The 23,971-nt window shown below is 54.7% G+C and carries 25 protein-coding genes and 2 tRNA genes; 15 read left to right on the top strand and 12 right to left on the bottom strand.

Annotated features, from left to right (window positions below; translation table 11 throughout):
- The first annotated feature begins 19 nt into the window (after nucleotides 1-19).
- Nucleotides 20-1,429 (top strand): glucose-6-phosphate isomerase, encoded by a 1,410-nt coding sequence (locus WHS88_05600; protein ID MEJ5259646.1) that lies wholly within the window; start codon nucleotides 20-22, stop codon nucleotides 1,427-1,429.
- Nucleotides 1,430-1,484: 55 nt separating this feature from the next.
- Here the strand turns inward: WHS88_05600 and WHS88_05595 are convergent.
- Both WHS88_05595 and WHS88_05590 read right to left on the bottom strand, forming a co-directional pair.
- Nucleotides 1,485-1,557, bottom strand: a tRNA-Lys gene (locus tag WHS88_05595).
- A gap of 117 nt (nucleotides 1,558-1,674) precedes the next feature.
- Nucleotides 1,675-1,746, bottom strand: a tRNA-Thr gene (locus WHS88_05590).
- 241 nt (nucleotides 1,747-1,987) lie between these two features.
- Between WHS88_05590 and WHS88_05585 the strand changes: the two genes are divergently transcribed.
- Genes WHS88_05585 through WHS88_05575 form a run of 3 tightly spaced genes read left to right on the top strand, consistent with a single transcriptional unit; the run spans nucleotide 1,988 to nucleotide 7,446 of the window.
- Entirely contained in the window at nucleotides 1,988-4,099 is a 2,112-nt protein-coding gene (locus tag WHS88_05585; protein ID MEJ5259645.1) for an acetate--CoA ligase family protein, read from the top strand.
- Between the two features lie 30 nt (nucleotides 4,100-4,129).
- Complete coding sequence (locus WHS88_05580; GenBank protein MEJ5259644.1) at nucleotides 4,130-5,992, top strand: GNAT family N-acetyltransferase; 1,863 nt, start codon at nucleotides 4,130-4,132, stop codon at nucleotides 5,990-5,992.
- 50 nt (nucleotides 5,993-6,042) lie between these two features.
- Nucleotides 6,043-7,446, top strand: coding sequence for a phospholipase D-like domain-containing protein (locus tag WHS88_05575; protein MEJ5259643.1), 1,404 nt, complete (start codon nucleotides 6,043-6,045; stop codon nucleotides 7,444-7,446).
- Between the two features lie 3 nt (nucleotides 7,447-7,449).
- Here the strand turns inward: WHS88_05575 and WHS88_05570 are convergent, their stop codons facing one another.
- The 5 genes from WHS88_05570 to queC all read right to left on the bottom strand — a co-directional run bounded on the left by WHS88_05570 (nucleotide 7,450) and on the right by queC (nucleotide 10,817).
- Nucleotides 7,450-8,001 (bottom strand): hypothetical protein, encoded by a 552-nt coding sequence (locus WHS88_05570; protein ID MEJ5259642.1) that lies wholly within the window; start codon nucleotides 7,999-8,001, stop codon nucleotides 7,450-7,452.
- Nucleotides 7,982-8,620: a sigma-70 family RNA polymerase sigma factor gene (locus WHS88_05565; GenBank protein ID MEJ5259641.1), complete on the bottom strand. Its 639-nt coding sequence runs from the start codon at nucleotides 8,618-8,620 to the stop codon at nucleotides 7,982-7,984. The genes WHS88_05570 and WHS88_05565 overlap by 20 nt, the downstream gene beginning before the upstream one ends.
- A 28-nt stretch (nucleotides 8,621-8,648) precedes the next feature.
- Nucleotides 8,649-9,608, bottom strand: a complete 960-nt coding sequence (locus WHS88_05560) for a hypothetical protein (GenBank protein MEJ5259640.1) — start codon at nucleotides 9,606-9,608, stop codon at nucleotides 8,649-8,651.
- Between the two features lie 66 nt (nucleotides 9,609-9,674).
- The gene (locus WHS88_05555; GenBank protein ID MEJ5259639.1) at nucleotides 9,675-10,121 is read right to left on the bottom strand and encodes a secondary thiamine-phosphate synthase enzyme YjbQ; all 447 of its coding nucleotides are present in this window, start codon (nucleotides 10,119-10,121) and stop codon (nucleotides 9,675-9,677) included.
- Nucleotides 10,122-10,127: 6 nt separating this feature from the next.
- Nucleotides 10,128-10,817, bottom strand: a complete 690-nt coding sequence (gene queC, locus WHS88_05550; GenBank protein MEJ5259638.1) for a 7-cyano-7-deazaguanine synthase QueC — start codon at nucleotides 10,815-10,817, stop codon at nucleotides 10,128-10,130.
- Nucleotides 10,818-10,888: 71 nt separating this feature from the next.
- Here queC and queF point away from each other — a divergent pair, with 71 nt between their 5' ends.
- From queF to WHS88_05525, 5 genes are all read left to right on the top strand, one after another.
- Entirely contained in the window at nucleotides 10,889-11,257 is a 369-nt protein-coding gene (queF, locus tag WHS88_05545; protein ID MEJ5259637.1) for a preQ(1) synthase, read from the top strand.
- Between the two features lie 27 nt (nucleotides 11,258-11,284).
- Nucleotides 11,285-11,788, top strand: a complete 504-nt coding sequence (locus WHS88_05540; protein MEJ5259636.1) for a hypothetical protein — start codon at nucleotides 11,285-11,287, stop codon at nucleotides 11,786-11,788.
- A gap of 437 nt (nucleotides 11,789-12,225) precedes the next feature.
- Complete coding sequence (locus WHS88_05535) at nucleotides 12,226-13,041, top strand: flagellin (GenBank protein ID MEJ5259635.1); 816 nt, start codon at nucleotides 12,226-12,228, stop codon at nucleotides 13,039-13,041.
- Between the two features lie 139 nt (nucleotides 13,042-13,180).
- Entirely contained in the window at nucleotides 13,181-13,537 is a 357-nt protein-coding gene (gene fliS / locus WHS88_05530; GenBank protein MEJ5259634.1) for a flagellar export chaperone FliS, read from the top strand.
- A 91-nt stretch (nucleotides 13,538-13,628) separates the two neighbouring features.
- A complete protein-coding gene (locus WHS88_05525; protein MEJ5259633.1) occupies nucleotides 13,629-14,312 on the top strand; it encodes a response regulator in 684 nt (227 codons plus the stop codon).
- Between the two features lie 11 nt (nucleotides 14,313-14,323).
- On the opposite strand, the gene WHS88_05520 is transcribed toward WHS88_05525, so the two are convergent.
- The 4 genes from WHS88_05520 to WHS88_05505 form a co-directional block, all read right to left on the bottom strand.
- A complete protein-coding gene (locus WHS88_05520) occupies nucleotides 14,324-14,755 on the bottom strand; it encodes a PEGA domain-containing protein (protein ID MEJ5259632.1) in 432 nt (143 codons plus the stop codon).
- A gap of 565 nt (nucleotides 14,756-15,320) precedes the next feature.
- Nucleotides 15,321-15,725, bottom strand: a complete 405-nt coding sequence (locus WHS88_05515) for a hypothetical protein (GenBank protein ID MEJ5259631.1) — start codon at nucleotides 15,723-15,725, stop codon at nucleotides 15,321-15,323.
- A 399-nt stretch (nucleotides 15,726-16,124) separates the two neighbouring features.
- Nucleotides 16,125-17,000: a 4-hydroxy-tetrahydrodipicolinate synthase gene (gene dapA / locus WHS88_05510; GenBank protein MEJ5259630.1), complete on the bottom strand. Its 876-nt coding sequence runs from the start codon at nucleotides 16,998-17,000 to the stop codon at nucleotides 16,125-16,127.
- Nucleotides 17,001-17,011: 11 nt separating this feature from the next.
- The gene (locus tag WHS88_05505; GenBank protein ID MEJ5259629.1) at nucleotides 17,012-17,731 is read right to left on the bottom strand and encodes a pyridoxine 5'-phosphate synthase; all 720 of its coding nucleotides are present in this window, start codon (nucleotides 17,729-17,731) and stop codon (nucleotides 17,012-17,014) included.
- 123 nt (nucleotides 17,732-17,854) lie between these two features.
- On the opposite strand from WHS88_05505, the gene WHS88_05500 reads away from it, so the two are divergent.
- The 6 genes from WHS88_05500 to WHS88_05475 all read left to right on the top strand — a co-directional run bounded on the left by WHS88_05500 (nucleotide 17,855) and on the right by WHS88_05475 (nucleotide 22,748).
- Complete coding sequence (locus WHS88_05500) at nucleotides 17,855-18,598, top strand: SDR family oxidoreductase (GenBank protein MEJ5259628.1); 744 nt, start codon at nucleotides 17,855-17,857, stop codon at nucleotides 18,596-18,598.
- A 104-nt stretch (nucleotides 18,599-18,702) separates the two neighbouring features.
- Nucleotides 18,703-19,947 carry a bifunctional 3,4-dihydroxy-2-butanone-4-phosphate synthase/GTP cyclohydrolase II gene (locus WHS88_05495; GenBank protein ID MEJ5259627.1) on the top strand — a complete coding sequence of 415 codons (1,245 nt, stop codon included), beginning with the start codon at nucleotides 18,703-18,705 and terminating at the stop codon, nucleotides 19,945-19,947.
- A complete protein-coding gene (locus tag WHS88_05490; GenBank protein ID MEJ5259626.1) occupies nucleotides 19,940-20,458 on the top strand; it encodes a hypothetical protein in 519 nt (172 codons plus the stop codon). Before WHS88_05495 ends, WHS88_05490 begins: the two co-directional genes overlap by 8 nt.
- A 97-nt stretch (nucleotides 20,459-20,555) precedes the next feature.
- Complete coding sequence (locus WHS88_05485; GenBank protein ID MEJ5259625.1) at nucleotides 20,556-21,173, top strand: sigma-70 family RNA polymerase sigma factor; 618 nt, start codon at nucleotides 20,556-20,558, stop codon at nucleotides 21,171-21,173.
- Nucleotides 21,170-22,183 carry a hypothetical protein gene (locus WHS88_05480; protein ID MEJ5259624.1) on the top strand — a complete coding sequence of 338 codons (1,014 nt, stop codon included), beginning with the start codon at nucleotides 21,170-21,172 and terminating at the stop codon, nucleotides 22,181-22,183. Before WHS88_05485 ends, WHS88_05480 begins: the two co-directional genes overlap by 4 nt.
- Before the next feature lie 4 nt (nucleotides 22,184-22,187).
- Nucleotides 22,188-22,748 carry a hydrolase gene (locus WHS88_05475; GenBank protein MEJ5259623.1) on the top strand — a complete coding sequence of 187 codons (561 nt, stop codon included), beginning with the start codon at nucleotides 22,188-22,190 and terminating at the stop codon, nucleotides 22,746-22,748.
- A gap of 184 nt (nucleotides 22,749-22,932) precedes the next feature.
- Here WHS88_05475 and WHS88_05470 read toward each other — a convergent pair whose 3' ends face one another.
- Nucleotides 22,933-23,958 carry a hypothetical protein gene (locus WHS88_05470; protein MEJ5259622.1) on the bottom strand — a complete coding sequence of 342 codons (1,026 nt, stop codon included), beginning with the start codon at nucleotides 23,956-23,958 and terminating at the stop codon, nucleotides 22,933-22,935.
- Nucleotides 23,959-23,971 lie beyond the last annotated feature (13 nt).

Genomic DNA, 23,971 nt, shown 5'->3' with positions numbered 1-23,971 from the left:
GTTTTTAAAGGGATGAACTGTGAGTGCGAAGAATATCCATTTTTACTACAAGAATGTTTGTGAGGACATTTTGGGGCCGGAGCACGGAATTACCTCCGGTCAGTTTGCGGAGCTGGAGAAAAAGACGACGCCGCTGATTGAGCGGCTCAATCAGGAGCGCAAAAGCGGCAAGACGCCCTATCGGGACCTGCCGTATCATCCCCGGTATCCCAAAGAGGTCAGGGAGCTGGCGGCCCGGCTTCAGCAGGAATGCGAAAATTTTGTCGTGCTGGGAATCGGCGGCTCGGCGCTGGGCAATATTGCCCTCCAGACGGCGCTGAATCCGTATCTGTACAATTTGGACCCTAAACAGCGCAAAGGGCCGCGTCTGTTCGTATTTGATAATGTGGACCCGGTTCAGTTCGGCAGCTTTCTGGACTGGATTGGAGACCAGCTGAATAAGACCGTCTTTAACGTCATCAGCAAATCCGGTCAGACAGCGGAGACGGCGGCGCAGTTTCTCGTGATTCGGCAGATGCTTTTGGAGCGTCTGGGGCCGGAAGGGTACAAAAAGCAAATCGTTGCCACGACCGACCCGAAGAAGGGAACGCTGCGGGCCATTACAGACAAGGCCGGCTTCCGGGCGCTGGAGGTGCCGGACGGGGTGGGCGGGCGGTTCAGCGTGCTCAGCCCGGTCGGCCTTTTGAGTGCGGCGGTTTGCGGAATTGATATCGAGGCACTGCTGGAGGGGGCCCGTCAGATGGATGAGCGAGTCAGCCGCACGGACTTTTTCGCGAATCCGGCGGCCCTGAATGCGGCAATTCAGTGGCATTATTACCAACGAGGCAAGCGGATTTCGGTGATGATGCCGTACTGCCATGCCCTCAAGGACCTTTCGGACTGGTATCGTCAGCTTTGGGCGGAAAGTCTGGGCAAGAAGACGGATTTGGACGGCCGGGCGGTTTTTGTCGGGCCGACTCCGGTCAATGCTCTGGGGACGACGGACCAGCACAGTCAGGTGCAGCTGTACCGGGAAGGGCCGAATGATAAGGTGTTCACTTTCCTGCAGGTCAAGCAGTTTCAGCGGGATGTGGTGATGGGGGACTGCCCGCCGGAGGCCCCGGAGCTGGGATATCTGGCACGGGCCAGTATGGCCAAACTGCTGAACAGCGAAAAATTGGCGACGGAATATGCACTGATTCAGGACAAGAGGCCATGCTTAACAGTGTTTTTCGATTCAGTATGTCCTGAAACAGTTGGGCAGTTTTTCTATCTCTATGAGGTGACAACTTCGCTGGCCGGTATGCTTTTCCATATTAACGCTTATGACCAGCCCGCCGTGGAATTGGGCAAAGAGGCCACCTTTGCGCTGATGGGACGATCGGGATACGAAGAGATGGCCAAAAAGATTCGGCCGTTCCAGGAGACGGACAGCCGCTATCTTGTGTAAAAGCACAACAAAAAAGGCCTTGCAAGTGTTTATCTTGCAAGGCCTTATGTGTTAATGGGCGATCCAGGATTCGAACCTGGGACCCGCTGATTAAGAGTCAGCTGCTCTACCAGCTGAGCTAATCGCCCTTTGTCGGAAGGTTCGCACTGTATCAAAGGAACAGAGTTTCAGCAAGCCCAATTTGCCGCTGACCGCAGGAAAATATTTCCGGAGATGTTCGGCCTGCGCTCGGTGCTCTTATTTCAAGCCGAAGATGGGATTTGAACCCACAACCCCGGCTTTACGAAAGCCGTGCTCTACCGTTGAGCTACTTCGGCGACAAGGACTCTCTTATAGCCGTTTGCGAAGAAAAAAGCAAGCATTTCAATCAAGATTTCCGGATGAGTAGGATTCCCGACCGAAACGGGGGAAATCCCTTTACAGATTCGGCAAGTCCGATTATAACTACGGAGCAAAATTCAAGCGAATTTCTGCTCCGGTTGGTTCTGCGGCCGGAGCGGAGGCGGAGAAAGGGCCGAAACGGGTTTGAACAAGTCCCCTTTTGAAGGGTAATCGTTCATGACGGGTTTGGAGCGTTTTTTTGAGCCCCGTTCTATAGCCATCGTGGGGGCATCGAGGGAACCGGGCAAGGTGGGCTATGAACTGTTTGCCGCAATGCAGAAAGCGGGGTATCCCGGGGCTCTTTATCCGGTCAATCCGAACGCTTCGGAAATCGGGGGAGTGCCGTGTTATCCGAGTTTGAAGGCCATCGGTTCTGTTCCGGATTTGGTGGTGGTGGCGGTGGCGGCCAAACTGGTTCCGCAGGTCATCAAGGAGTGTGCGGAAATCGGGGTTCAGGCAGTTATCATCATTTCATCCGGTTTTAAAGAAACCGGACCGGAGGGAGCCCGTCTGGAGCAGGAGATTCTGCAAATGGCGCGGGCTGCCGGCATCCGCATCATTGGTCCCAACTGCATCGGGATTATGGTGCCGTCCCGGAAAATCAATGCCAGTTTCGGCGGGGAGCTTCCGGAGCCGGGCAATGTGGCCTATTTTTCCCAGTCCGGTTCGCTGATGGCCGCATTTGTGGATATGGCTCGAAACTGGGGGATGGGCTTCAGCAAACTGGTGAGCATCGGCAACAAGGCGGATGTGGATGAATTGACGCTGATTCGGGCGCTGGGGGATGACCCGGAGACGGCGGTGATTGCCGGATATCTGGAGACGATATCGGATGGGGATGCATTCATCAAGCAGGCCGAGCGAATCAGCCGGCGCAAGCCGATTCTGCTTTTGAAAGCCGGCTTTACAGAGGCCGGGGCTCGGGCGGCTTCGTCGCATACGGGACGTCTGGCGGAGGCGGAAACGGCGTATGAGTGTGTCTTTGAGCGGGCGGGCGTGATTCGCTGTGAGTCCATTAAACATCAGTTTTATTATGCGCAGGCCTTTGCGTATGAACCCTGTCCGGCCGGACCGCGGGTGGCGGTGATAGCCAATGCAGGCGGGGCGGGGATTATGGCCACGGATGCCATAGAACGGGAAGAACTCCAGCTGGCGGTTTTTACAGAGCAGACGATGCGGATTCTGGAGCAGTCGCAGCAGATGGCCCGGGCGGCCAATATCCGCAATCCGATTGACCTGTTGGGTGATGCGCTGGAGGACCGGTACGAATTTGCTTTGCGGACGGTGTTGGATGACCCCAATGTGGACAGTGCGCTGGTGCTGCTCAGTCCGCATGCGATGACGGCCTGTGTGGCGACGGCGGAAGCGATTGTCCGTGTGGCCAGAGAGAAGCCGGATAAGCCGGTGCTGGCCTGCTTTTTGGGGGCCAGCCGGGTTGCCGAAGCGCTGAAGGTTCTCCGGGACGGGCATATTCCCCAGTACGACTGTCCGGAAAGTGCCGTTCGCACGCTCAAAGTCATGACACAGTATCATGCCTGGCGGAATCGGCCGAAACGGGTGGTAAAACTGTTTAATGTAAACCGCCGCAAGGTGGAGCGGATTATTGAGCGGCATCTGCGTCTGGGCCAGATGGAAGTGGGGGAGATGGAAACCAAGGAGGTGCTGGAGGCGTACGGATTTGTCACACCGGCCGGCGGAATCGCCACGACGCCGGAGCAGGCCGCGAGCATAGCCAGGCAAATCGGTTTTCCGGTGGTTCTGAAGGTCTGGTCGCCGGATATCATTCACAAAACAGAAGTCGGCGGGGTAAAAACCAACATCACCAGCGAGCAGGAGGTGATGGATGTTTTTGATTTGATGATGTACCGCATCCCCAAAAAGGTCCCGCATGCCCATATTCTCGGCATCAGCGTCGAGCAGATGTGCAACACGGGCAAGGAGGTGATTCTGGGGATGACGCGGGACCCTCGTTTTGGTCCGCTGATGATGTTCGGGATGGGCGGCAAACTGGTGGAGGTACTGGAGGATGTGGCGTTTTATCCGGCGCCGCTGACGGCCGAGGAGGCCAAGGAGATGCTGGTCCGCACCAAGACGTACGATATCCTCCGAGGCGCTCGGGGCGAGGAGGGCGTGGATATTGATGCCATTGCAGAGGCCCTGCAGCGTCTGAGCCAGCTGGTGACGGAGTTTCCCCAAATTAAGGAAATGGACATCAACCCGTTCGTGGTCGGCAAAGAGGGGGTCACGCCGATTGCGGTGGATGCAATGATGACCCTTGAAAAACGCTGAAATCCGCCTGAGTTTTTGGGAGGTCTTCCGATGTCGTCCTTTGACTGGAAGCAGAAATATGCGAATCGGGTCTGCACGGCCCGCGAGGCAATGAAGCTGATTAAGCCGGGAGACCGGATTTTTATCGGGACCGGCTGCGGGCAGCCGCAGCATCTTGTGCAGGCCCTGGTGGAATACGGTGACCATATTTTTGATGCGCACATCATTCACCTGCTAACGATGGGCGCGGCACCTTATGTGGAGCCGAAATTCCGCGAGAAGTTCAAGATGAATTCCTTTTTCATTGCGGAAAATGTGCGCGGGGCGATGGAGGAAGGAGTGGGAGATTACACGCCGATATTCCTTTCGGATATTCCCCGCCAGTTTGAAAGCGGGGGAATCCCGCTGGATGTGGCGCTGATTTCCGTGACGGAGCCGGATGTCAACGGGCTGTGCAGTCTGGGGGTGTCGGTGGATATTGTCAAGTCGGCGGCGGCCAATGCCAAATATGTGATTGCGCAGGTCAATCGGTATATGCCTCGCACCCTGGGAAACAGTTTTATTCATGTCAACTCGATTGATGCGATGGTGCCGTATGATGAGCCGATTATCACGGTCGAGCCGCCGACAAGCAACGAGGTGCTGCGGAAAATCGGGCAGAATCTGAGCCGGCTGATTGAAGACGGCAGCACGATTGAATGCGGCATCGGTCGAATCCCTCAGGCGATGGCGGAATTTCTCCACGACAAGAAGGAGCTGGGCGTTCATACGGAGATGTTCGGGGACTGGATTATTGAGCTGATCGAATGCGGTGCGGTGACCTGTTCGAAAAAGACCATCAACAACGGCCGGGTGGTGGCCAGTTTCTGTATGGGCTCTCAGCGGCTTTACGACTATATCAACAACAATCCGTTTTTTGAGTTTCATCCGACGGAGTACGTCAACGACCCGTTTGTGATTGCCCAGCATGACAAGATGGTCGGGATTAATGTGGGGCTGGAGATTGATTTGACCGGTCAGGTTTGTGCGGATTCGCTGGGATACCGGTTTTACAGCGGCATCGGCGGGCAGGTGGATTTTATTCGGGGCTGCGCCCGCAGCCGGGGCGGCAAGCCGATTATTGCGATGCCCTCCACGGCCAAAGACGACACCGTTTCCCGTATCGTGCCGGCGCTGACGGAGGGGGCGGGAGTTGTGACCACGCGGGGAGATGTGCATTATGTGGTGACCGAATACGGAATTGCCTACCTGCACGGCAAAAGCATCCGGGAGCGGGCGCTGGCTTTGATTAATATCGCCCATCCGAAATTCCGCAAAGAGCTGATTCAGGCGGCCAAGGCCCGCAAATACATTTCTCCGGACCAGATTGAGATTGAATGGGACAAGGTTCGGTATCCGCAGGAGCTGGAAAAGTATGAGACGCTCAAAGACGGAACGGAAATCTTTCTGCGTCCGGTCAAGCCGACCGACGAGAGTGCCTTGTCGGAGATGCTGTATTCGCTCAGTCCGGATTCGGTGAAGAAGCGGTACTTTACCCATACGAAGACGTTCCCTCATAAGGATGTTCAGAAACTGACCAATGTGGATTATGAGCAGAATCTGGCGATTGTGGGGGTGGTGCCGGGGCCGGAGGGGCAGGAGGAGATTGTGGCGATCGCCCAGTATTTTCTGGACCCCAAGACAATGACGGCGGAAGTGGCCTTTATTGTTCAGGATGAATGGCAGGACAAGGGGATGGGCTCTCTGCTTCTGGAATATCTGGTTCAAATTGCCCGCAAACGCGGCGTTAAGAGTTTTTATGCAACCGTGCTGCCGATGAACAAGGCGATGCTGACGATTTTTTACAATTCCGGTTATAAGATTCATACAAAGTTTGACGGAGAGGCCTACAGCATCACCTTTGATATTCAGTGAGCGGTCTGTCTATTGTTCTCGGAAGGATCGAGAAAGGAGCTGCGGAGATTATGACAGACATCCTGCATGCCTTTTGGGCCTGGCTTCTGACCAATATCGTTGCCATCGCCGGCTTTCTGCTGGGCGTATTGCTGGTGGCGTATATCCTTCTGCAGAAGCGGTCTTTTTCCGGAACGATAGCGTGGCTTTTGGCGGTGATTCTGATTCCGTATATTGGTGTTCCGCTTTATCTGATATTCGGAGGCCGAAAAATCCGCAGGGAGGCCGACAAGAAGGGCGAGCTGGGGCTGATTCAGCAGAAGGGCGAAGAGCGGGATTTGGGGCCGATTGAGCGGCTGCTCCGTTCCTATGGGCATCCGCCCGCCGAAGGTGGGCATAATCTGGTGCTGTGCCGAACGGGAGAAGAGACCTATCTGGAATTGATGAAGATGCTGCATTCCGCCCAGGAATCCATCTATTTGGCCACCTTTATTTTCCGAAAGGACAAGCGCGGAATTGAGGTGCTGGAGGTTCTTTCCGAAAAGGCCCGAGCGGGTGTGCGGGTGTGTCTGCTTCTGGACGGGGTGGGATGTCTTCATACGCGGGGACGATTTCTCCGCCCTCTTGTTGAATCGGGCGGTCAGTATGCTCATTTCATGCCGGTCTTTCATCGTCCGTTTCGCGGACGGGCGAACCTCCGCAATCACCGAAAAATCGTTGTCGTGGACGAAAAGAAGGTTTTGTCGGGGGGGACGAATATCGGCCGGGAATATATGGGGCCGGTGCCGTATGAGGGGCGGTGGCGGGATTTGGCGTTTACCCTCGAAGGACCGGCCGTGCGGCATTATACGCAGGTTTTCCGATACGACTGGTATTTTGCCAGCGGTCAGCAGCTCCCGGAAATCCGCCCGGAGCGATTGGCCGATAAGGGAACTGGACAGGCGGTCGTGCAAGTGGTTCCGAGCGGGCCGGATGTGCCGAATGATGCGCTGTATGATGCGATTCTGACGGCGGTTTATGCGGCGCAGGAGCGGTTTTGGGTGGTCACGCCGTATTTCGTGCCGGATGACTCCCTCACGCAGGCCTTGGTGCTGGCCGCACGGCGGGGCATTGATGTGCGGATTATTCTGCCTCGCCGCTCCAATCATCTCCTGGCGGACTGGGGACGCGGGATTCCGCTTCGGGAGATTCAGCAGGCGGGGGGAAAGGTCCTTTTCTTTACGCCGGGGATGCTGCACGCTAAGGTGGTGCTGATGGACCGTCAGATGGCCATCCTCGGGTCGGCAAATATCGACTACCGAAGTCTGCTGATTAATTATGAGATTGCGATGTGTGTGTACAGTCCGGCGGAGATTGAGGCGGTTGAAACCTGGATTCGGATGCTGTTCGGGGGCTGTCAGCAAGGAATCGCCAAGGCCGGCCTGGGGCGTCATTTGTGCGAGAGCATCGTTCGGACGCTGACGCCGCTGCTGTAGCAATCAGGGCAGTTCCAGCCCCCACGGGGGCTGCGGCAGGCAGGCGGCGACAAACCGAACCGCCGTCTGCATGTCTCGGGCAAGGTTGTCCATTTCTGTTTCGAACGGCTGCTGAAGCGAGTCGGCCAGCAGGCGGTTCTGGACGGCATAGAAATCGGAGGCAATGGCGCGTCCGAGCGGATTGATTTCCGCCGGCACATTCGGACGGGCGGAAGGGCTTTTGAAACTGCGGAACAGACCGAAGAGGGCGGCCGAAATCAGTACGACGGCGGCGATGCGGGTCAACGCACGCAGCCGCTGGTGTATTTGCGGCCGGACAAGAACCGTCTCGGGTTCGCCGCGGATTCTGGAGAGAATTCTTTGCTCAAGAGCGGACATATCCACATCGGGCTGCTCCGGCATTTCCCGTCGGAGTTTTGTTTCAACTCGAAGAAGATTTTCATAATAGAGCCGACAAGACGGGCAGTGTTCCAGATGTTTGCGGACCCCGGCGGAGAGAGGGACTTGCTCATCCAGAAAACGATTTATCTGTTTTTTAATGATGCGGCAGAACATGGCTTGCTCCTGATTTGCAGGCAAGACGTTTGGGAACGGAACCAGGGAAGGGTTCCATACGGCTGTGGAGTTTTCGCTGCAGGAGTTCGGCCAGTCGGCGTCTGGCCCGATGCAGCATGACGCGGGTATTCAGCCGGCTTTTGCGGAGGATTCGAGCGATTTGCTCTGTGGAGAGTTCTTCTTTGTACTTCAGCCACAGGAGGGTGTACTGTTCGGCGGGCAGTTCCCGGGCCCAGTGCCAGATGTTTTCTTCGTCCCGGTTTTCGGGTTCCGAAAGGGGGATTTTCGCAGACAGCAGACCGAAAGTGCCGGTGGTCGGGAGTTTCTTTTTTCGAAGAAACGAGACGGTTTCGTGATAGGCGATGGAAAACAGCCAGGTTTTCAGCGAACTTTGCCCATCGAAAGAATTCCGCGAACGATAGGCCTTCAGAAATGTTTCCTGACAAATGTCTTCTGCATCGGCCGGACACCGCACGCGGCTGTAAATAAACCGCATCAGCGGGGCAGTGTAATCCCGGACAATCTGTTCAAAGGCCGAGAAGGCCGTTTCGGCAGTTTGGAAACGGTCCTCTCGGCGGGCGTTGTCCTGTGTCGGATTAGTGTCTCGGCGTTTCTGCATTCCGAAGTTCTTTGTCGGATGAACAAAATTACGGATTCGGCTGAGCGGCACCGCCGCGGCCCTGATGCCATTGCTGCAGAACCTGATAGACAGACTCCGAGGGCATTTCCATCTGAAGCAGGACGGCATTCTCCTCTCGGATGAGTCGGCAGTTGTCGAGCAGGGCAGCCAGAGGAGAGGGATTCGAACTGCCGGCGGCGGATGCGGAGGGGGCCTGACTTAAGGCAAGGAACGCCTTCATTCCCAAAACGGCCTGTTCCAGCCGCAGAGCGGTTTGAGGGTTGTCTGTCTGGAGAAGAACGTGAATCTGGAAGGAGCCGCTGTTTTCACTGACAGACAGGAAGAGAGTTTGGGTGTTGGCCAGCAGGGCTGCCTGGGGCTGGTTGGCGGTGAGCTCTCTGACTCCGCAGGCGGCTCCGAGGAGAATCGGGGCCGCGGGGGCTCGTCCATTCCCGCTCAGCCAGGGCGCCTGGGTCAGCGGAGGGCGCTTGCCGTCCAGAACATCCAGGGCCTGCTGAAGGGCTTGCGGGTTTTGAGAAATTGCAATCAGATTGTCCCGGGCGAAGGTGCCGATTTGGTATTTTCCGTGGTGCTGGGCAAACCACTCATGCAGGACGTAATTGCCGTAGGTGCTTTTTTGGTACTGGGGACTGAGCATCAGCAGGGCGAGCAGTTTCTGCTGACTGAAGCGGCCTTCCGCCAGCAGGACGGCGTTTTGCTCCTGATTGTCCGGCCCATAGATTGTGAAATGACTGAAATCCGTCAAGGCGTTTGAGCCGATCAGCTCCTGGAGGGCCTGGATTTTTTCGCCGAATTGAGTTTGGATGTCGGTCAGAATGAGGGAACCCAGTTTGGATTGCCGGAATGCATCCAGGTCCAGGTGCAGGACCCAGCGTGCATCGGCACCGATGGAATTCCTGTTCAGCGGGGCGGCCGCGGCACTGAAAACCGATGCACTCAGACACACAAGAAAAGTCAAGCGTTTCATAAGCGGTTCCTTTCAAAGAGTTTGGGTTGTTGTTTCCCCCAGTAATACGTTCCGGAGCCCCAAACGTTACAATTCCGGCGTTTTTTTTGAATCGTTTTCCCCGAGAATCTGGCAGACAATCGTTCGGTTTCTCGGCCGTGTATCAAAATCAATCAGGACGAGCTGCTGCCAGGTACCGAGGGTCAGTCGCCCGTCCGTGAAGGGAACAGTCAGAGAAGGCCCCAGAAGCGCTGCGCGGACATGGGAATGGCCGTTGTCGTCATTCCAGGTGTCTTCGTGGGCATAGATGTCGTTTTTGGGGGCGATTCGTTCGAAGGCCGCTTTGATGTCGGTCTGAACCAGACCCGGTTCATACTCGAGCGTGGTAAGCCCCGCCGTCGAACCGACGGCAAACAGAACGGCAATTCCGGACAGGAGCCCGGAATCATTTACGGCCTGCTGCACCTGGTCTGTAGTATCCAGAATCTGGGTATTTCCGTTTGTTTTGATGGATAGATGTTTGGTGATTACCATAATTTCTCACGAAACATATTTGGTAGGGTCCGGAACGCCTGCTTCCTGAAATCCTTTTTTTCGCAGACGACAGGAATCGCACAGACCGCAGGCCAGTCCCTCAGGCGAAGGGTCATAGCAGCTGTGTGTGAGGGAATAGTCCACGCCGAGTTGGAGTCCCGTTTTGATGATTTCGGCTTTGCTCATCTGGATAATCGGGGTATGGATTTGAAAGATTCCTTTGCCTTCGACGGCGGCCGCGGCGGCAAGGTTGGCTGTTTTTTGGAATGCCTCGAAGAATTCCGGCCGACAGTCCGGATAGCCGCTGTAATCGACGGCATTGGCGCCAATAAAGATATGGAATGCCTTGAGTACTTCGGCCCAGGCAAGGGCGTACGACAAAAAAATCAGATTTCGGACTGGGACATACGTGACAGGGATTGAGGATAGATTTAGTCCTGTTTTCGGGACCTCTACAGCAGGGTCTGTTAAGGCGGACCCGCCAAACGAGGCCAAATCAATCGTTATAATTCGATGTTCGAGAGCCCCTAAGGCCTTGGCTATTGCGCCGGCGGCTTCGATTTCAACCGTATGCCGTTGGCCGTAGCGAAAACTGAGTGCATAACAGCAGAAACCCTGATGCCGGGCGATGGCCAGAGTGGTGGCCGAGTCCAATCCTCCGCTGAGCAGAACGACGGCTTTTTTTTGCAGGTTCATAGTCTTATCTTGAAATCCAGATGGTTTTTGTTAAGATACCCAGTATAACAGATTGTCAGCCGGGAGTCCAAATGAGTGTTGAAAAACCTGCGATTGAACTGTTCGATAATCCCTATCCTCGACGCGATTATGTGATTACCATCCGCTGTCCGGAATTTACGAGTGTATGTCCGAAGACCGGACAGCCCGATTTTGGGCAGATCCTCATTGAATATATCCCTGACCGCAAGTGCATAGAACTGAAAAGTCTGAAGTACTATCTGCAGAGCTATCGCAGCCGGGGCGTCTTTTATGAGCATTTGACTAATGAGATTCTGGATGACCTGTCCGGTGCGGCGGCTCCTCGATGGATGCGGATTACTTCTTCCTTTACTCCGCGGGGCGGGATTACGACGGACGTTCGGGCAGAATTTCGGAAAAGAACCCGCAAACGGGCTTAACGAGAGGGATGTCTAAGGGAGTTTGGTATGCCGATCAGTTTTCACTGTGAATCGTGCAAGAAAAAAATCAAAGCACCGGACCAGGCAGGAGGCAAGTGGGGCAGCTGTCCGTACTGCGGACATCGGTGCTATATTCCGCTGCCCAAGTCGGAGGATGAGGAGGAGCTTCGTCTGGCTCCGATTGATGAAGCGGAGGAAAGCCGCATCCAGGAAATGATGCGGGAGACGCATAACCTGACACAGCATATTCTGCATGAAAGCCGGCTGCCGAGTGAGGAAACGGCCGTTTCGACAGCGGAGCTGGATGAGACCGAGGTGATTAAGAAGGTCATTCTTTATCTGCGGCAGATGGCGGACGGAGAGCTGGCTTCTGCGGACAAAACATTTCTGGCCCTCAAACCGATGAAGAAAATGACGCTGCGGATTCTGGCGGCGATGGCCCGAGCGGAGCGCCCGGAACCGGAACTGAGCGACCTTCCTCCCAGTGTGCTGCAGGGGCTGATTCGGGACCTTACTGCCAAACTCAGCTGAGCCGGAAAGAAAAACAGGTTCAGACGCAATATCATTTTCGTTTTGACGCCCCCTTTTGTTCGTCCGATAATTCTTCGGACAATCCTCTGTTTGGATTCAAACCCTGAATGGAGTTTCCACGTCCTATAAACGAAAGTCAGAACAGGAAAACATTTCTTTTCAAAAAAAATTCATTTGAGAAGATTTTTTTTCTTCCGTTGATTTGGGTTTTCACCTTCGCCATCCAAAGCACTATCGGTCCTTCGCAGGAATGTGTCAAAATAGGGGGTTTAGGCCTCTAAAGTGGGGTTTTTGCTGTTCGATAATGGTAATGGATTTCAGAGCTGTTCGAAGTCGGCGGCTCTGCAATTGATGTTTGAAAAGTCGAAGCGGAAACGTCCCTTGGAAATGTCCTGACAGGGGCAAAGGCAAACCTTCTTTTTGTAAGGAGTCAGACTATGCTGTCAATCAAAAGTAACATTATGGCGGAAAATGCCGCCCGCCAGCTTGGCATGAGCTATGATTCGTTGGCGCGGTCGATTGAGCGGTTGTCGTCCGGCCAGCGCATTAACAGTGCCAAGGATGATGCGGCAGGTTTGGCGGTCCGTGAGTTGATGCGGGCCGACATTGCGGTGATCAAGCAGGGCTCTCGAAATGCGCAGGACGCCATCAGTATGCTCCAGGTGATGGAAGGTGCGATGGCGACCATTGACAATGCGCTGATTCGAATGAAAGAGCTGGCCGAACAGGCGGCTACGGGCTCGTATTCAGAACAGCAGCGGAACATTATGAACAACGAGTTCCAGCAGATGATGCGGGAAATTGACCGAATTGCCCAAACGGCCAATTTCAACAGCATCAACATGCTGAACAATTCCGCCGCTATTCGGATTCATTTCGGTGAAAATTCCTACATTGATGTCAATTCAGTGGATGTGCAGACGTCCGCTCTGTTCGGAAGTTCCGCTGTGTCGATTGCCGGAACAACCGGAAGCAGTGCAGAAGCAGCGTTGAGTCTGGTCACCGCGGCGATTGAGATGAAAGACAGTGCCCGCGCTTATCTGGGCTATATGATCAACCGCCTGGAAAGCACGAACGAAGTGCTCAACATTCAGGCCGAAAACATGATGGCGTCCGAGTCCCGTATTTCGGATGTCGATGTGGCGACGGAGATGGCGGCCCTGACTCGCAAGCAGGTGCTGGCGCAGGCCGGCGTGGCGATGCTGGCTCAGGCCAATTCTATGCCTCAGATGGCGCTGAATCTGCTTCGGTAAACGCCTCTGACAGGATTCAGGATAAAACCGGAGGACGGCCGCTGAGAAACGGCGGCCGTCTTCCGAATCTTTAACAAGGCGGTCAGGGAAGGGAAGTCTCCGGTGTTGCGGCCGGAAGAAAATTGTCCGGAGTGTGGTTATGAACGGATTCAATGTCTATCAGGAAACCGCCATCAGCACCCAAAGCCGCGGGCGTTTGATTGTGATGCTTTACGACGGAGCAATTAAGTTTCTCCGTCAGGCCCTGGAGGACTTGCGGCGGGGAGATATGGCAGCCAAAGGAAGGCACATCGGCAAAGCCCAGGATATTCTGTTTGAGCTGAACACCGTGCTGGATATGGAAAAGGGCGGTCAAATTGCTCAGAATCTTCGAGCCCTTTACAATTTTATGCAGCGTCATCTGACGCAGGCCAACATCCGAAAAGACGCGAAAATGATCGAAGAAGTGATTTCACTTCTGGAGGAGCTCAATCAGAGTTGGCGGGCTATCTGCTGACAGGGCCGTTGGGTCAGAAGAATACAAGCCGTTTCACAGGAAACGGCTTTTTTTATAGACAGCGCAAAACATCCGCCTACAATAAATCGCTATGAATCGAAGAATCTTGATTGTGGATGATCAGCAGGACCTGCTGGACCTGCTGCAGATGAGTCTGGAGCAGCACGGCTATCAGGTTCGCACGGCACTGTGCGGACAGGAAGCCCTCCGTGAAATTGAAAAAGAACCGCCGGATTTGATTCTGCTGGATATTCTGCTGGGGGATATTTCGGGCATTCAGCTGACGGCCCGGCTGAAGAACAGCGAAAAGACCGCCTCCATCCCGATTATCCTGCTGACCGCTAAGGATACGGAGACGGATATCATTGTCGGGCTGAGTGTCGGGGCGGATGACTACATCACCAAGCCGTTCAGCATGCCGGTGCTGCTGGCGCGGATGGAGGCTGTTCTGCGCCGAAGCCGGCCGATTCCGTCGAGTGTCCAGGAAATTCTTGCCGTCGGGTCGGTCCGCGTGTTCCCGTCGGGACGGCAGGTGTTTGTGGAAGGCAAGCCCGTGGACCTGACGCCGGCCGAGTTTGCCATCCTCACAGAACTTATCCGGGCGGAAGGGGCCGTTCGAAGCCGGGAAGAACTTTTGAAGGCGGCAGGCCCGTCTTCCTCCGGGGAAAACGAACGGATTGTGGACGTCCACGTGGCCGCTCTTCGCAAAAAACTGGGGCCCGCCCGCAATCTGATCAAGACCGTTCACGGCCAGGGCTATCGGATTTCTTTCTGACGGCCGGTGTTTCAGGGGGCGGCGGGAAGGTCGCGGCCGGCTCTCTGGCGAAAGGCATCCGCCTGTTCAAGCAGCTGCTCGGCCGTCGGGTTGACAGCGGGCTCAAGGGCAAAACTCCACGCAAAGTCCCGCCGAATGGTGCCGGGCCAGAGCACTTCCGCCAGAAAATCGAGGGGGAAATAATCTTCCGGCGGACGCTTCAGGGCCTTGTTGGTGCGGATGATTTCATATCCTTCTTTTTCAATGCGGACTTTGTAGTCTCCGTACCAGTTAAAGCCGACGGTGACCGGAGTTCGGCCGATTTCTTCATCATTGAGCCACACCAGTGCATCCGGCGGGTCCGTCAGAATCGTCAGACGCCGTTCGACACAGCCGTTCAGACCCAAGAGGACCGCAGCGAGCACTCCCCCCCTGCATAAGTTTGAATAAATCGGACGTTTCATAGGATTTTCCTTTTGAACCGCTGTTTTCTTTCGAATAAGAGTAGCAGGAAGCAGGGAGAATAGCAAGCCGGAAAAAAATCGGGCCTCAGACAGCGGCGACTGTCTGAGGCCCGATTAGCGGGAAAAACTCGGTCCCGCCTCTTCCATACGCAACACACACTTCACAACGACGGACTTGCGCCCTTTGCTATATTCAGAAGACGGAGGGTCTGCTTTGCTGATAATGTCGGGTTCGCAGTCGTCAGGGTTGGCGGCTGGCGAACCCAACTGGAGGAGGAGGAAAAGATATTGTTTCGCGGGGCTCAGGGCCCCGCGGCTGTTTTCGTGTCGGGCTTAAACCACCGTTCGTTGGCCTCTAAGCCCGACATTTGGAGGAGGAGGAAAGATATTGTTTCGCGGGGCTCAGGGCCCCGCGGCTGTTTTTGTGTCGGGCTTAGACCACCGTTCGTTGGCATGCAAGCCCGACATTTGGAGGAGGAGGAAAGATATTCTCTTCGTCCGGAAAACCGGACGTTTGCTTACTCCTGCCGTTCTGCTCCGTTGTTTTGCGGAGCAGCTCTTTCTCCTACAGTTCTTTCACAGCGTACAGATCCTCGAGCACCGCGGCATCCCGCAGTCCGAGCACGCCGCAGACGATCTGCCGGAAATGGTCTTCCGAACAATCCTCGGTAACCACGGCCGAGACGCCCAGCGAACGGGCCTGAATCTCCTGCTGAGGATTGTTGGATTCAATCACGGCGATGGTGGGCATGTCGGGACGGATGCTTTTGAGGCCTTTCAGAAAGGCCCCGTCCGGCATATCCTTCAGGTGCCAATGACTGATTACACTGTGAATCGTTTCATTTTTCAAAGAGCGAACTGCATCGTTTCCGCGATTCAGACAAATCAATCGAATCGGCAATTCTTTTAAGGATTCGATTCGCTTGTGCACTCCAATTGCTAAAACATTTGCTTTGGCGACAATGTACATTTGTAAGGTCTTTACTTTTTTTCGTTCGAGAACTTAACTGACAGGAGTAAATACAAAGGCCGTGCCGACAGAACAGATTTTTTTAAAAAATCTGCAAATGCCTGTGATATAAGGGGATGCGACATCTCTGTGTCGGAGGGAAAATGAATCGCTGAAGAAGGCGAACTGACCGGCTCGGCCGTTTCGTTTTTCGAACAAACGTTAAAACCTGTGTGTGGAAAGACCGATACGGAAAAAAGTCCATTTTGGCCGGGGGTGACCAAAATGGACGCATAGCTGCCGGAACGAGAGCGGATAGATGCGTCCTTGTAAGGAGTGGAAACAAAAAAACGCAGACCGCTCTTTTCAAGAGATATCTGCGTTGGATTCTCAGAGGATAAAAACGGACCGAAAAGCGCCTCAGGAGAGGATGCCGTATTGGACGAGGACTTCGCGGAGCTGCGCTTTCTGAGCGTCGTTCAGCGGCGTCAGCGGCAGACGCAGCTCTTCCGGTGCCAGGTTCAGCATGGCCATTGCTGCTTTGATGGGAATCGGATTCGAGGCCAGTCCGAGCATGGCCTTTGCCAGCGGGAAGAGTTTTCGGTGCCATTTGCGGGCGGAAACAAAGTCGCCTTCCAGAATCAGGTCGGTCATGGCTTTCACATCGGCCGGAACAATATTGGCTATCACACTGATAACGCCTTTGCCGCCGACCGAGCAGATGGGAAGGGTCAGGGAGTCATCTCCGGACAGCACGGTGATATTGCACAGGGAGAGAATCTCGCTGGTCATATCCAGAGAGCCGGTGGCTTCCTTGATGGCGACGATGTTTTCGATTTCAGCCAGACGGGCGACGGTTTGAGGCGTCAGACCTGTCCCGCCGCATCGGCCGGGAATATTGTACAGAACCAGCGGGATATCCACTTCTTCTGCGATGGCCTTGAAGTGCTGATAGAACCCCTCTTGCGTGGGTTTGTTGTAATAGGGGCAGACCTGAAGCGAGGCATCGGCGCCGACTTTCCGGGCAAAAGCGGTCAGTTCAATGGCCTCTGCCGTGCTGTTGGAGCCCGTGCCGGCAATCACAGGGACTCGTCCGCCGACGGTTTTGACAACCCATTCGATGACTTTTTTGTGTTCATCATAGCTGAGGGTGGGGGACTCTCCCGTTGTCCCGACCGGCACGATGCCGTCTGTGCCGTTTTCCAGATGAAACTCCACCAGTTCTTCGAGGGTTTCAAAATCGACCTGCCCGTCCTGAAAGGGGGTAATAAGCGCTACCATGCTTCCGCTGAACATTTTTTGCTTCCTTATTTGTTCTGGATAAGTCGAATCATTTCTTCTGTTGCCTGCCGCAGGCCGACCAGCACCGCCCGCGAGATAATGCTGTGTCCGATATTCAGTTCACAGAGGCCTTCAATCCGGGCAATGGGCCGAATGTTGCGGTAGGTTAACCCGTGTCCGGCGTGGACAACCAGTCCGGCGGCAAAGGCAATATCCCGTCCGTCCCGCAGCTGATTGAGGGTTTGCTCAATGGCTGGATCGGTTTTGGCATTGGCGTAGAGGCCCGTATGCAGTTCCACGGCGTCACAGCCGGCTTCGGCGGCGGCCGTTATCTGGTTTTCTTCCGGCAGAATAAAAGCGCTGACAAGAATGCCTTTTTTATGCATTCTTTTTACGACTTTTTGAATCTGTTTTTGCCAGCGTATGCAGTCGAGCCCCCCTTCCGTCGTCAGCTCGGCCCGATTCTCCGGCACGAGAGTGACCTGGTCCGGAACGACCTGTTCGGCAATCCGGACAATCGGCTCTGCGATGGACATCTCGAGATTAAACTTGCAGGCGACGGTTTCCTTCAGCAGTCGGACGTCCCGGTCGTTGATGTGTCTGCGGTCCTGACGAAGGTGAACCGTAATGCCGTTGGCACCAGCCAGCTCGCATTGGACGGCTGCCCAAACAGGGTCCGGCTCGTCGGTTCTTCGGGCCTGACGAATCGTGGCGACGTGGTCGATATTTACGTTTAATAAAGCCATTTTTCAGAACCTTTTAGGGTGGCTATTATACTGCAATCCGACGGTTCATCAAGTCTGTATCCGAAAACCCTTTTCAGAATCTTCTCGTCAAATTTCTTGATGTGTGAATCCGGATAAATTACTATGACCAAAATGGATTTGCGAGGAAAAACGGCGCTGATTACCGGTTCGACCGGAAAAATCGGGCGATTTCTGGCGGAATCGCTGGCCCGGGAGGGGGTCCAGTGCCTCTGCCAGTATCATCGTCAAGACCGGTTGGCAAACAAGCTTGTTCAGGGCATCCGCCGACACGGCGGACGGGCCTTCGCCTTTCAATCGGACTTTCGGGATGCCGAGCAAATCCGCCGGCTGTTTCAGGAGGCTGGCAGATACGGTCCAACCGATATTTTGATTCATTCGGCGGGTCTTTTTGAGAAAACTCCGCTGAAAAACTGCACGGAACAGCAGATAGAAGACCTGATTCATCTGAATCTGACGGTTCCCCTGTTAATCACTCGTTTGTTTGTGAAGTCCCGGTTTTCCTCCGGTGCCAAAAAGCCTTTTGCCAAGGTTCTTTTTTTTGCAGATATTGGGGCCCTTCGCCCCTGGCGGGACTATTCCGCATACTGTGCAGCGAAGGCCGGTTTGATTGCTGCGACCCAGTCCCTGGCCAAAGAGCTGGCTCCCGGCATTGCGGTCAATGCAATTGCGCCGGGGATTGTCGAGGGGACAATCCGCAATCGCCAAGAAGCAGCCGAACGAAAGAAGAGAATTCCTTTGGGACGGTTTGTTCCGATGAACGATTTGATGGAGGCGGTCTTGTTTCTTCTCAAAACCGACTCGATCACCGGCGAGATTTTGACGGCTGACGGCGGGGCTGTGCTTTAAGTCTCTTTGCCCAAAACGTTTACGTGTCTGAACAATCCTTTACTTTTTTTGAGCAAGGGGCTATACTTTTTGTATCTTTATCATGATTGGACGACGAGGTCTGAATGGCGATTTTCAGTGAAATACCGGAAATTCTGGATGAGCTTCGGCAGGGACGAATGATTGTCCTGGTAGATGATGAAGACCGGGAGAATGAGGGGGATTTGGTGTGTGCTGCCGAATTGGTGACTCCGGAAATTATTAATTTTATGGCCACACACGGACGGGGACTGATTTGTCTGCCGATGGATGAAGAATACTGTGATCGGCTGGGACTTCATCCGCAGTGTACGGAAAACACGGCTCGTCTGGGGACGGCTTTTACCGTCAGCATTGATGCTCGGGAGGGCATCACAACGGGCATCAGTGCGGCGGATCGTGCCAGGACGATCCAGGTTGCCGTATCCCCTAACGCCAAGGCGGCTGATTTGGCGCGTCCGGGGCATGTGTTTCCTCTTCGCGCCCGAAAGGGGGGGGTGCTTGTGCGGGCCGGTCAGACCGAAGGAGCGGTGGACCTGATGCGTTTGGCGGGCTTGAGGCCGGCGGGCGTTATCTGTGAGATTTTGAATGATGACGGGACCATGGCTCGCGTGCCCGATTTGGAGGAGTACTGCAGGAAGCATTCTCTGAAGATGACAACAGTGGCCAAAGTGATTGAGTACCGTCTTCAGCGGGAACAGCAGGTCCGCCGCATTCAGCAGGTTCGACTGCCGACGGATTACGGCGAATTTACCCTTATCGGGTATGAAAGTCCCGGTTCTACGGAACCGCATCTGGCCCTCTGCAAAGGGGGCGTGGGGGATTTGGATGAACAGGGAAGGGTCATTGAGCATCCGGAGCCGGTTCTGATTCGGGTGCATTCGGAGTGCATGACGGGGGATTTGTTTCATTCACAGCGATGCGAGTGCGGCTATCAGCTGGTGGAGGCGATGAAGCGGATTCAGGCTGAAGGGAAAGGGGCCTTGATTTATTTGCGTCAGGAAGGGCGGGGAATCGGCCTGGCCAACAAACTTCATGCGTATAAGCTTCAGGAGCAGGGATTGGATACGGTGGAAGCCAATCTGAAACTGGGCTTTCTGCCGGATAAGCGGGATTATGGGATTGGAGCTCAAATCTGCCGTGATTTGGGGCTTCGAAACGTTCGGATTCTGACCAACAATCCCAAGAAAATCAGCCGGCTGGAGGTGTATGGAATTCATATTGTGGAGCAGATTCCTCTTCAGGCCAAGCCGGGTGAACATAATCGAAAATATCTCCAAACGAAAAAAATCCGTCTCGGACATCTTCTTCGTGAAGATATTCATGAATAATCCGAATGGTCTGTTCAGCTTGTTTTTGAAAACCATTGTTTTGATTTTGGGGGGCGTTCTGCTGTTTGGAGGCTGTGAAACGCCTCCCGCTTTAGTTCCGGAGGTTTCCTGTACAAGTGCCGGGTTCCAGCCGGTTCTGATTCGATTCGGGGGGTTGACGGAAATTCTCCGAGACAAGGAGACCAAAAAACCGACCGCCCTTCGGGTTTTTCTGGAGCTGCGGGACCGATTTGATTCCAGACTGAAGGTTCCTTTCCGTGTTCGTTTTGAATTGTATCGGTACCAGGTGTCGGGTTCCAATCCCAAAGGGGCTCATTTAAAGAGCTGGCCGGAGCAGGTCTTGACCGAAGCGGGCACCAATAATCTCTATTGGAGAGATTATCTGAGGGCGTATGAGTTTCTGCTGGATTTGGAGGGGGCAGTCGCCGAGGAGCCGCTGCTGCTTTCGGCAACCTGCCGGACGGCGGAAGGGATGAGTCTTGAAACCGTTTATGTTTTACCGACGAACTGAAAAGAAAGTCGCGAAAAAGAATTGATTTTATCGGACCTTTTGGGCACTATTCGAATTTTTCGCGTTAAACAGAGACCAGGTTTCGGCAGACAAAAGTGTGAAAGACGGCTCGGCTTTCCAAAACAAGACCCTCGAAGAAGAGCTGCTGATTAAGCAGTCTCAGCGCGGCGATTTGGAGGCCGCTGGGCTTCTGATTGTCCGGTATCAAGACAGGTTATATAACACAATCCTCAAAATTTGTTCAAATCCTGACGATGCCGCGGAACTTACCCAGGAAACATTTGTCAAAGCATTAGAGAAGATAACCGACTTTAAGGGCAAAAGCAGTTTTTACACGTGGCTCTTTCGAATTGGGGTAAATCTGACGCTGAATTTTTGCAAACGAAGAGGCCGCCTTTCCATGCATTCTATCGATGCATCGATAGGCACGGAAGAAACGGAGCGTGCCTCGACGCGGCTGGCCGGGTACCTGATGTGTCGAGAGAAAGCGGACCCTGCCGGGTTGGCTCAGGACAAAGAGGCCCGTGAGATTGTTCTGAAAGCCTTGAGACGTTTGGAGGAGGAACAGCGTGTCGTGCTGGTTTTGCGGGATATTGAAGGTCTGAGTTATCAGGAAATTGCGGAGATTCTGGATATCGAACTGGGGACTGTCAAAAGCCGAATCAGTCGGGCTCGAGCCGGACTGAGGGATTTGCTGGAAGCGGTGTTGGCATGAACGAACAAGAACGCGAACATGTTGATTCGCTCATTCACGGCTTTCTGGACGGGGAGCTGAATGAACGGCAGCAGACGGAACTGAAGCGTCTGGCTCAGCATAATCCGGTTATCCGCAAGGATTTGCACGCGTTATTCCGTCAGAAGGAGCTGCTGGGATTTCTGCCGATAGAGAAAGCCCCGGATGGCCTGAAGGAAGAGGTGCTCGCCCGTCTGGAGCGTCGGCTGATTCTGAATACGGAGTCCCCTCGTCCATCCGTTCGAGCAGGACGGTTTGTTTTGCTTGTTCGCTGGGTCTCGGCCGCGGCGGCGATGGTGATGCTGCCGCTGGCGATTCTGGGGCTCCTGGTCCTTCAAATTGTCAAACCGCCTGAACCGAAAACTGTTCCTGTGGCTCTGACTGCACCGGGACAGACGCCCGAACCGCTGCAGACAGCGGAGGGGACGGCTTCAGGAGAAGGGCCGGTGCTGGTGTTGGGAACTCTGACCTTTCTTACGGAGCAGCCGATTCCAGTGAATGAGTCCATCAAAAAAGCGGTTGTTGCTCATAAGCTTCTTTCTTCCGCCTCCTCAGAGCGTTTTGAGGACCGTGCCGTGTATCGAATTCAGTGCTCTCAGAAACAGATGCTGTCGCTGATGAAGATGCTGGAACCGGTCTGGGAATTGTCTTCGAAGCCGCAGTTTGTTTTGGCGGCGGGTGAATCCTCTGCTCGGGCGGTTGTCGTAGAGGGGATTCGTCCGGAGCAGATGGAGGAACTGGTCCGCCAGAGCAGCCCGTCCCGTCTGCAGATAACGGCTTCGCATCTGGAGCGGTTGAATCGCCGGGGGCTTTCGGATGTGGCGATTCGGGTGCCTGCGGAAGAAACGGGAGAAGGGGAGCGGATTCTTCTGCCGGCCGAGCCCAGACTGGCCTGGGAAAAGGAGATGTCGGAACCGCAAAGTGCGATGACGGCGGATGGGCCGGCGGTTGTGCTTGTGATTGAAGTCAGAAATTCGGCGGAGAAGAAATAGACAAATGAGAAACGCCGCTTCGAATCTTTTGACTCCCTCGCAGAGCTGTCTGGTCCTGGTGGATGTCCAGGAAAAACTGGCGGCTGTGATGAGTCGTCGGGAAGAGCTGATTGCACGATGTGCAGTGCTTTTGCGAACGGCGCGGGCTCTGGAGATGCCGGTGTTGTGGTGTGAGCAGGCACCGCGTGCCCTGGGACCGACGGTTCGGGAATTGCGGGAACTGCTGGATGGGCAGAAACCCTTTGAGAAAACGGCTTTCAGCTGCTGCGGAGCGGAGGGGTTCCTTTCGCGTCTGGAGGCGAGCGGCCGCCGTGCGGCTGTTTTGTGCGGAATAGAAGCGCATGTATGTGTCTTTCAAACCGCTGCAGACCTGCTCCATCGGGGATTCGATGTTCATGTGATTGCCGATGCAGTTTCTTCCAGAACTGAGGAAAATAAAGCCGTTGGACTCGGGCGGATTTCGGCGGCGGGGGCGGTTATCAGCTCGACGGAGATGCTGCTGTTTGAATTGCTCAGGGATGCCCGCCATGAGCGGTTTAAGGAACTGGCCGCGCTGATTAAATAAGCAGGTCCGCCCCGCTGCTTGAGGACTCAGCCCGGAGGGGGATTTCCAACAGATATCAGAAAAAAATAAGAAACGGCCTTATTGCTGCTAAAAGGGCACTCCCCCTCGAGAAGGGGGGAGTGCCGAAATTCTTTTTGCAGGGAGCCATGCAGGCAGGCGTTGAATGGAATTTCAAATACTCGCTTTATGAGTGGGTCGGACAGGACAGCAGGTACTCCAGCAGCTCGTTGAGTTTGCAGGTGGCCAATCCGACATATTTGTCTGCAGCTCCGTAATAGACAAACAGCGTATCGTTGATGACGACTTTTCCGCAGGGGAAGACAACCCCGCCGCCGTCATAGCATCCCTGCGTTTCATACCATTCCTCGGGCTGGAAAATCCAGTCTTTGGTTCGATGGGTAACCCTGGCCGGATTGTTCAGGTCTAAAAGCATTGCTCCGAGGCGGTAGTGCCGGTCCGGGCCGACGGCGTGGTAAAGGGTCAGCCAGCCGTGCGGAGTGCGGATGGGCGGGGTATTGCCGCCGATTTTGCATTCCCAATCCTCTTTTGCGGCGGCCAGCAGGGTGCTTTGGGGCCAGTGGAGCAGGTCCTCCGAGAAGGAAATCCACATAGCCGGATGTTCCGTTCCGTATTGGGGGCCGACCCAGCTCATCGGTCTGTGCAGCATCACGAATTTTCCGTTTACCTTTTCGGGAAAGAGAATCACATCGCGGTCATCGACCAACGGGTTGGTGATGCGTCCGGCCCGAATCCATGTTTTGAAATCTTTGGTCAGGGCCAGGCCGGTAACGGTGGCGTTTTCCCGAATCAGATAGGGAAACTCCGGCGGGCTCTGCTTCCAGACCTGGGGCTTTCCGGCAGCCAGCCAGTATCGGCCCGGGGGGTAAAAGCGGGCGGCGTAGGTGATGTAGTAGTACTCGCCGATTTTGATAATGCGGGGGTCTTCGACGCAGCCGGCGTCAAATCCGTCGGCACTGGGGCCGAAAACGGGCTGGTCGCTGACGCGCTGGAAGTCATAGCCGTTGGAGCTGACGGCCAGACCGAAACGGATGACATGGGCTTCGTCATCGCCGGCGGCCCGATACAGCAGCATCACACGGCCGGTTTTTTCATCATACCAGGCACCGGGGTTGGTTGTGACGAAGTTTTCCCAGGGATTCTTCGGGTTGGGTTTCAGAATCGGATTCTTTGAATAACGAACCAGTTTCATTGATGAGTCTCCA

Source organism: Anaerohalosphaeraceae bacterium (assembly GCA_037479115.1).
GTDB lineage: Bacteria > Planctomycetota > Phycisphaerae > Sedimentisphaerales > Anaerohalosphaeraceae > JAHDQI01.
The sequence above is the reverse complement of the archived record's forward strand: the minus strand, read 5'-3'. Positions and strand labels throughout refer to the sequence as shown.

What these genes read in the sequence shown, in the direction of transcription:
- WHS88_05470 (MEJ5259622.1), bottom strand. Translation starts at nt 23,958, where the DNA reads ATGAAACTGGTTCGTTATTCAAAGAATCCGATTCTGAAACCCAACCCG.
- WHS88_05565 (MEJ5259641.1), bottom strand. Translation starts at nt 8,620, where the DNA reads ATGCAGAAACGCCGAGACACTAATCCGACACAGGACAACGCCCGCCGA.
- WHS88_05560 (MEJ5259640.1), bottom strand. Translation starts at nt 9,608, where the DNA reads ATGAAACGCTTGACTTTTCTTGTGTGTCTGAGTGCATCGGTTTTCAGT.
- WHS88_05580 (MEJ5259644.1), top strand. Translation starts at nt 4,130, where the DNA reads ATGTCGTCCTTTGACTGGAAGCAGAAATATGCGAATCGGGTCTGCACG.
- WHS88_05570 (MEJ5259642.1), bottom strand. Translation starts at nt 8,001, where the DNA reads ATGTTCTGCCGCATCATTAAAAAACAGATAAATCGTTTTCTGGATGAG.
- queC (MEJ5259638.1), bottom strand. Translation starts at nt 10,817, where the DNA reads ATGAACCTGCAAAAAAAAGCCGTCGTTCTGCTCAGCGGAGGATTGGAC.
- dapA (MEJ5259630.1), bottom strand. Translation starts at nt 17,000, where the DNA reads ATGTTCAGCGGAAGCATGGTAGCGCTTATTACCCCCTTTCAGGACGGG.
- WHS88_05480 (MEJ5259624.1), top strand. Translation starts at nt 21,170, where the DNA reads ATGAACGAACAAGAACGCGAACATGTTGATTCGCTCATTCACGGCTTT.
- WHS88_05495 (MEJ5259627.1), top strand. Translation starts at nt 18,703, where the DNA reads ATGGCGATTTTCAGTGAAATACCGGAAATTCTGGATGAGCTTCGGCAG.
- WHS88_05475 (MEJ5259623.1), top strand. Translation starts at nt 22,188, where the DNA reads ATGAGAAACGCCGCTTCGAATCTTTTGACTCCCTCGCAGAGCTGTCTG.
- WHS88_05585 (MEJ5259645.1), top strand. Translation starts at nt 1,988, where the DNA reads ATGACGGGTTTGGAGCGTTTTTTTGAGCCCCGTTCTATAGCCATCGTG.
- WHS88_05505 (MEJ5259629.1), bottom strand. Translation starts at nt 17,731, where the DNA reads ATGGCTTTATTAAACGTAAATATCGACCACGTCGCCACGATTCGTCAG.
- WHS88_05500 (MEJ5259628.1), top strand. Translation starts at nt 17,855, where the DNA reads ATGACCAAAATGGATTTGCGAGGAAAAACGGCGCTGATTACCGGTTCG.
- WHS88_05525 (MEJ5259633.1), top strand. Translation starts at nt 13,629, where the DNA reads ATGAATCGAAGAATCTTGATTGTGGATGATCAGCAGGACCTGCTGGAC.
- WHS88_05535 (MEJ5259635.1), top strand. Translation starts at nt 12,226, where the DNA reads ATGCTGTCAATCAAAAGTAACATTATGGCGGAAAATGCCGCCCGCCAG.
- WHS88_05515 (MEJ5259631.1), bottom strand. Translation starts at nt 15,725, where the DNA reads ATGTACATTGTCGCCAAAGCAAATGTTTTAGCAATTGGAGTGCACAAG.
- WHS88_05490 (MEJ5259626.1), top strand. Translation starts at nt 19,940, where the DNA reads ATGAATAATCCGAATGGTCTGTTCAGCTTGTTTTTGAAAACCATTGTT.
- queF (MEJ5259637.1), top strand. Translation starts at nt 10,889, where the DNA reads ATGAGTGTTGAAAAACCTGCGATTGAACTGTTCGATAATCCCTATCCT.
- WHS88_05540 (MEJ5259636.1), top strand. Translation starts at nt 11,285, where the DNA reads ATGCCGATCAGTTTTCACTGTGAATCGTGCAAGAAAAAAATCAAAGCA.
- fliS (MEJ5259634.1), top strand. Translation starts at nt 13,181, where the DNA reads ATGAACGGATTCAATGTCTATCAGGAAACCGCCATCAGCACCCAAAGC.
- WHS88_05555 (MEJ5259639.1), bottom strand. Translation starts at nt 10,121, where the DNA reads ATGGTAATCACCAAACATCTATCCATCAAAACAAACGGAAATACCCAG.
- WHS88_05575 (MEJ5259643.1), top strand. Translation starts at nt 6,043, where the DNA reads ATGACAGACATCCTGCATGCCTTTTGGGCCTGGCTTCTGACCAATATC.
- WHS88_05520 (MEJ5259632.1), bottom strand. Translation starts at nt 14,755, where the DNA reads ATGAAACGTCCGATTTATTCAAACTTATGCAGGGGGGGAGTGCTCGCT.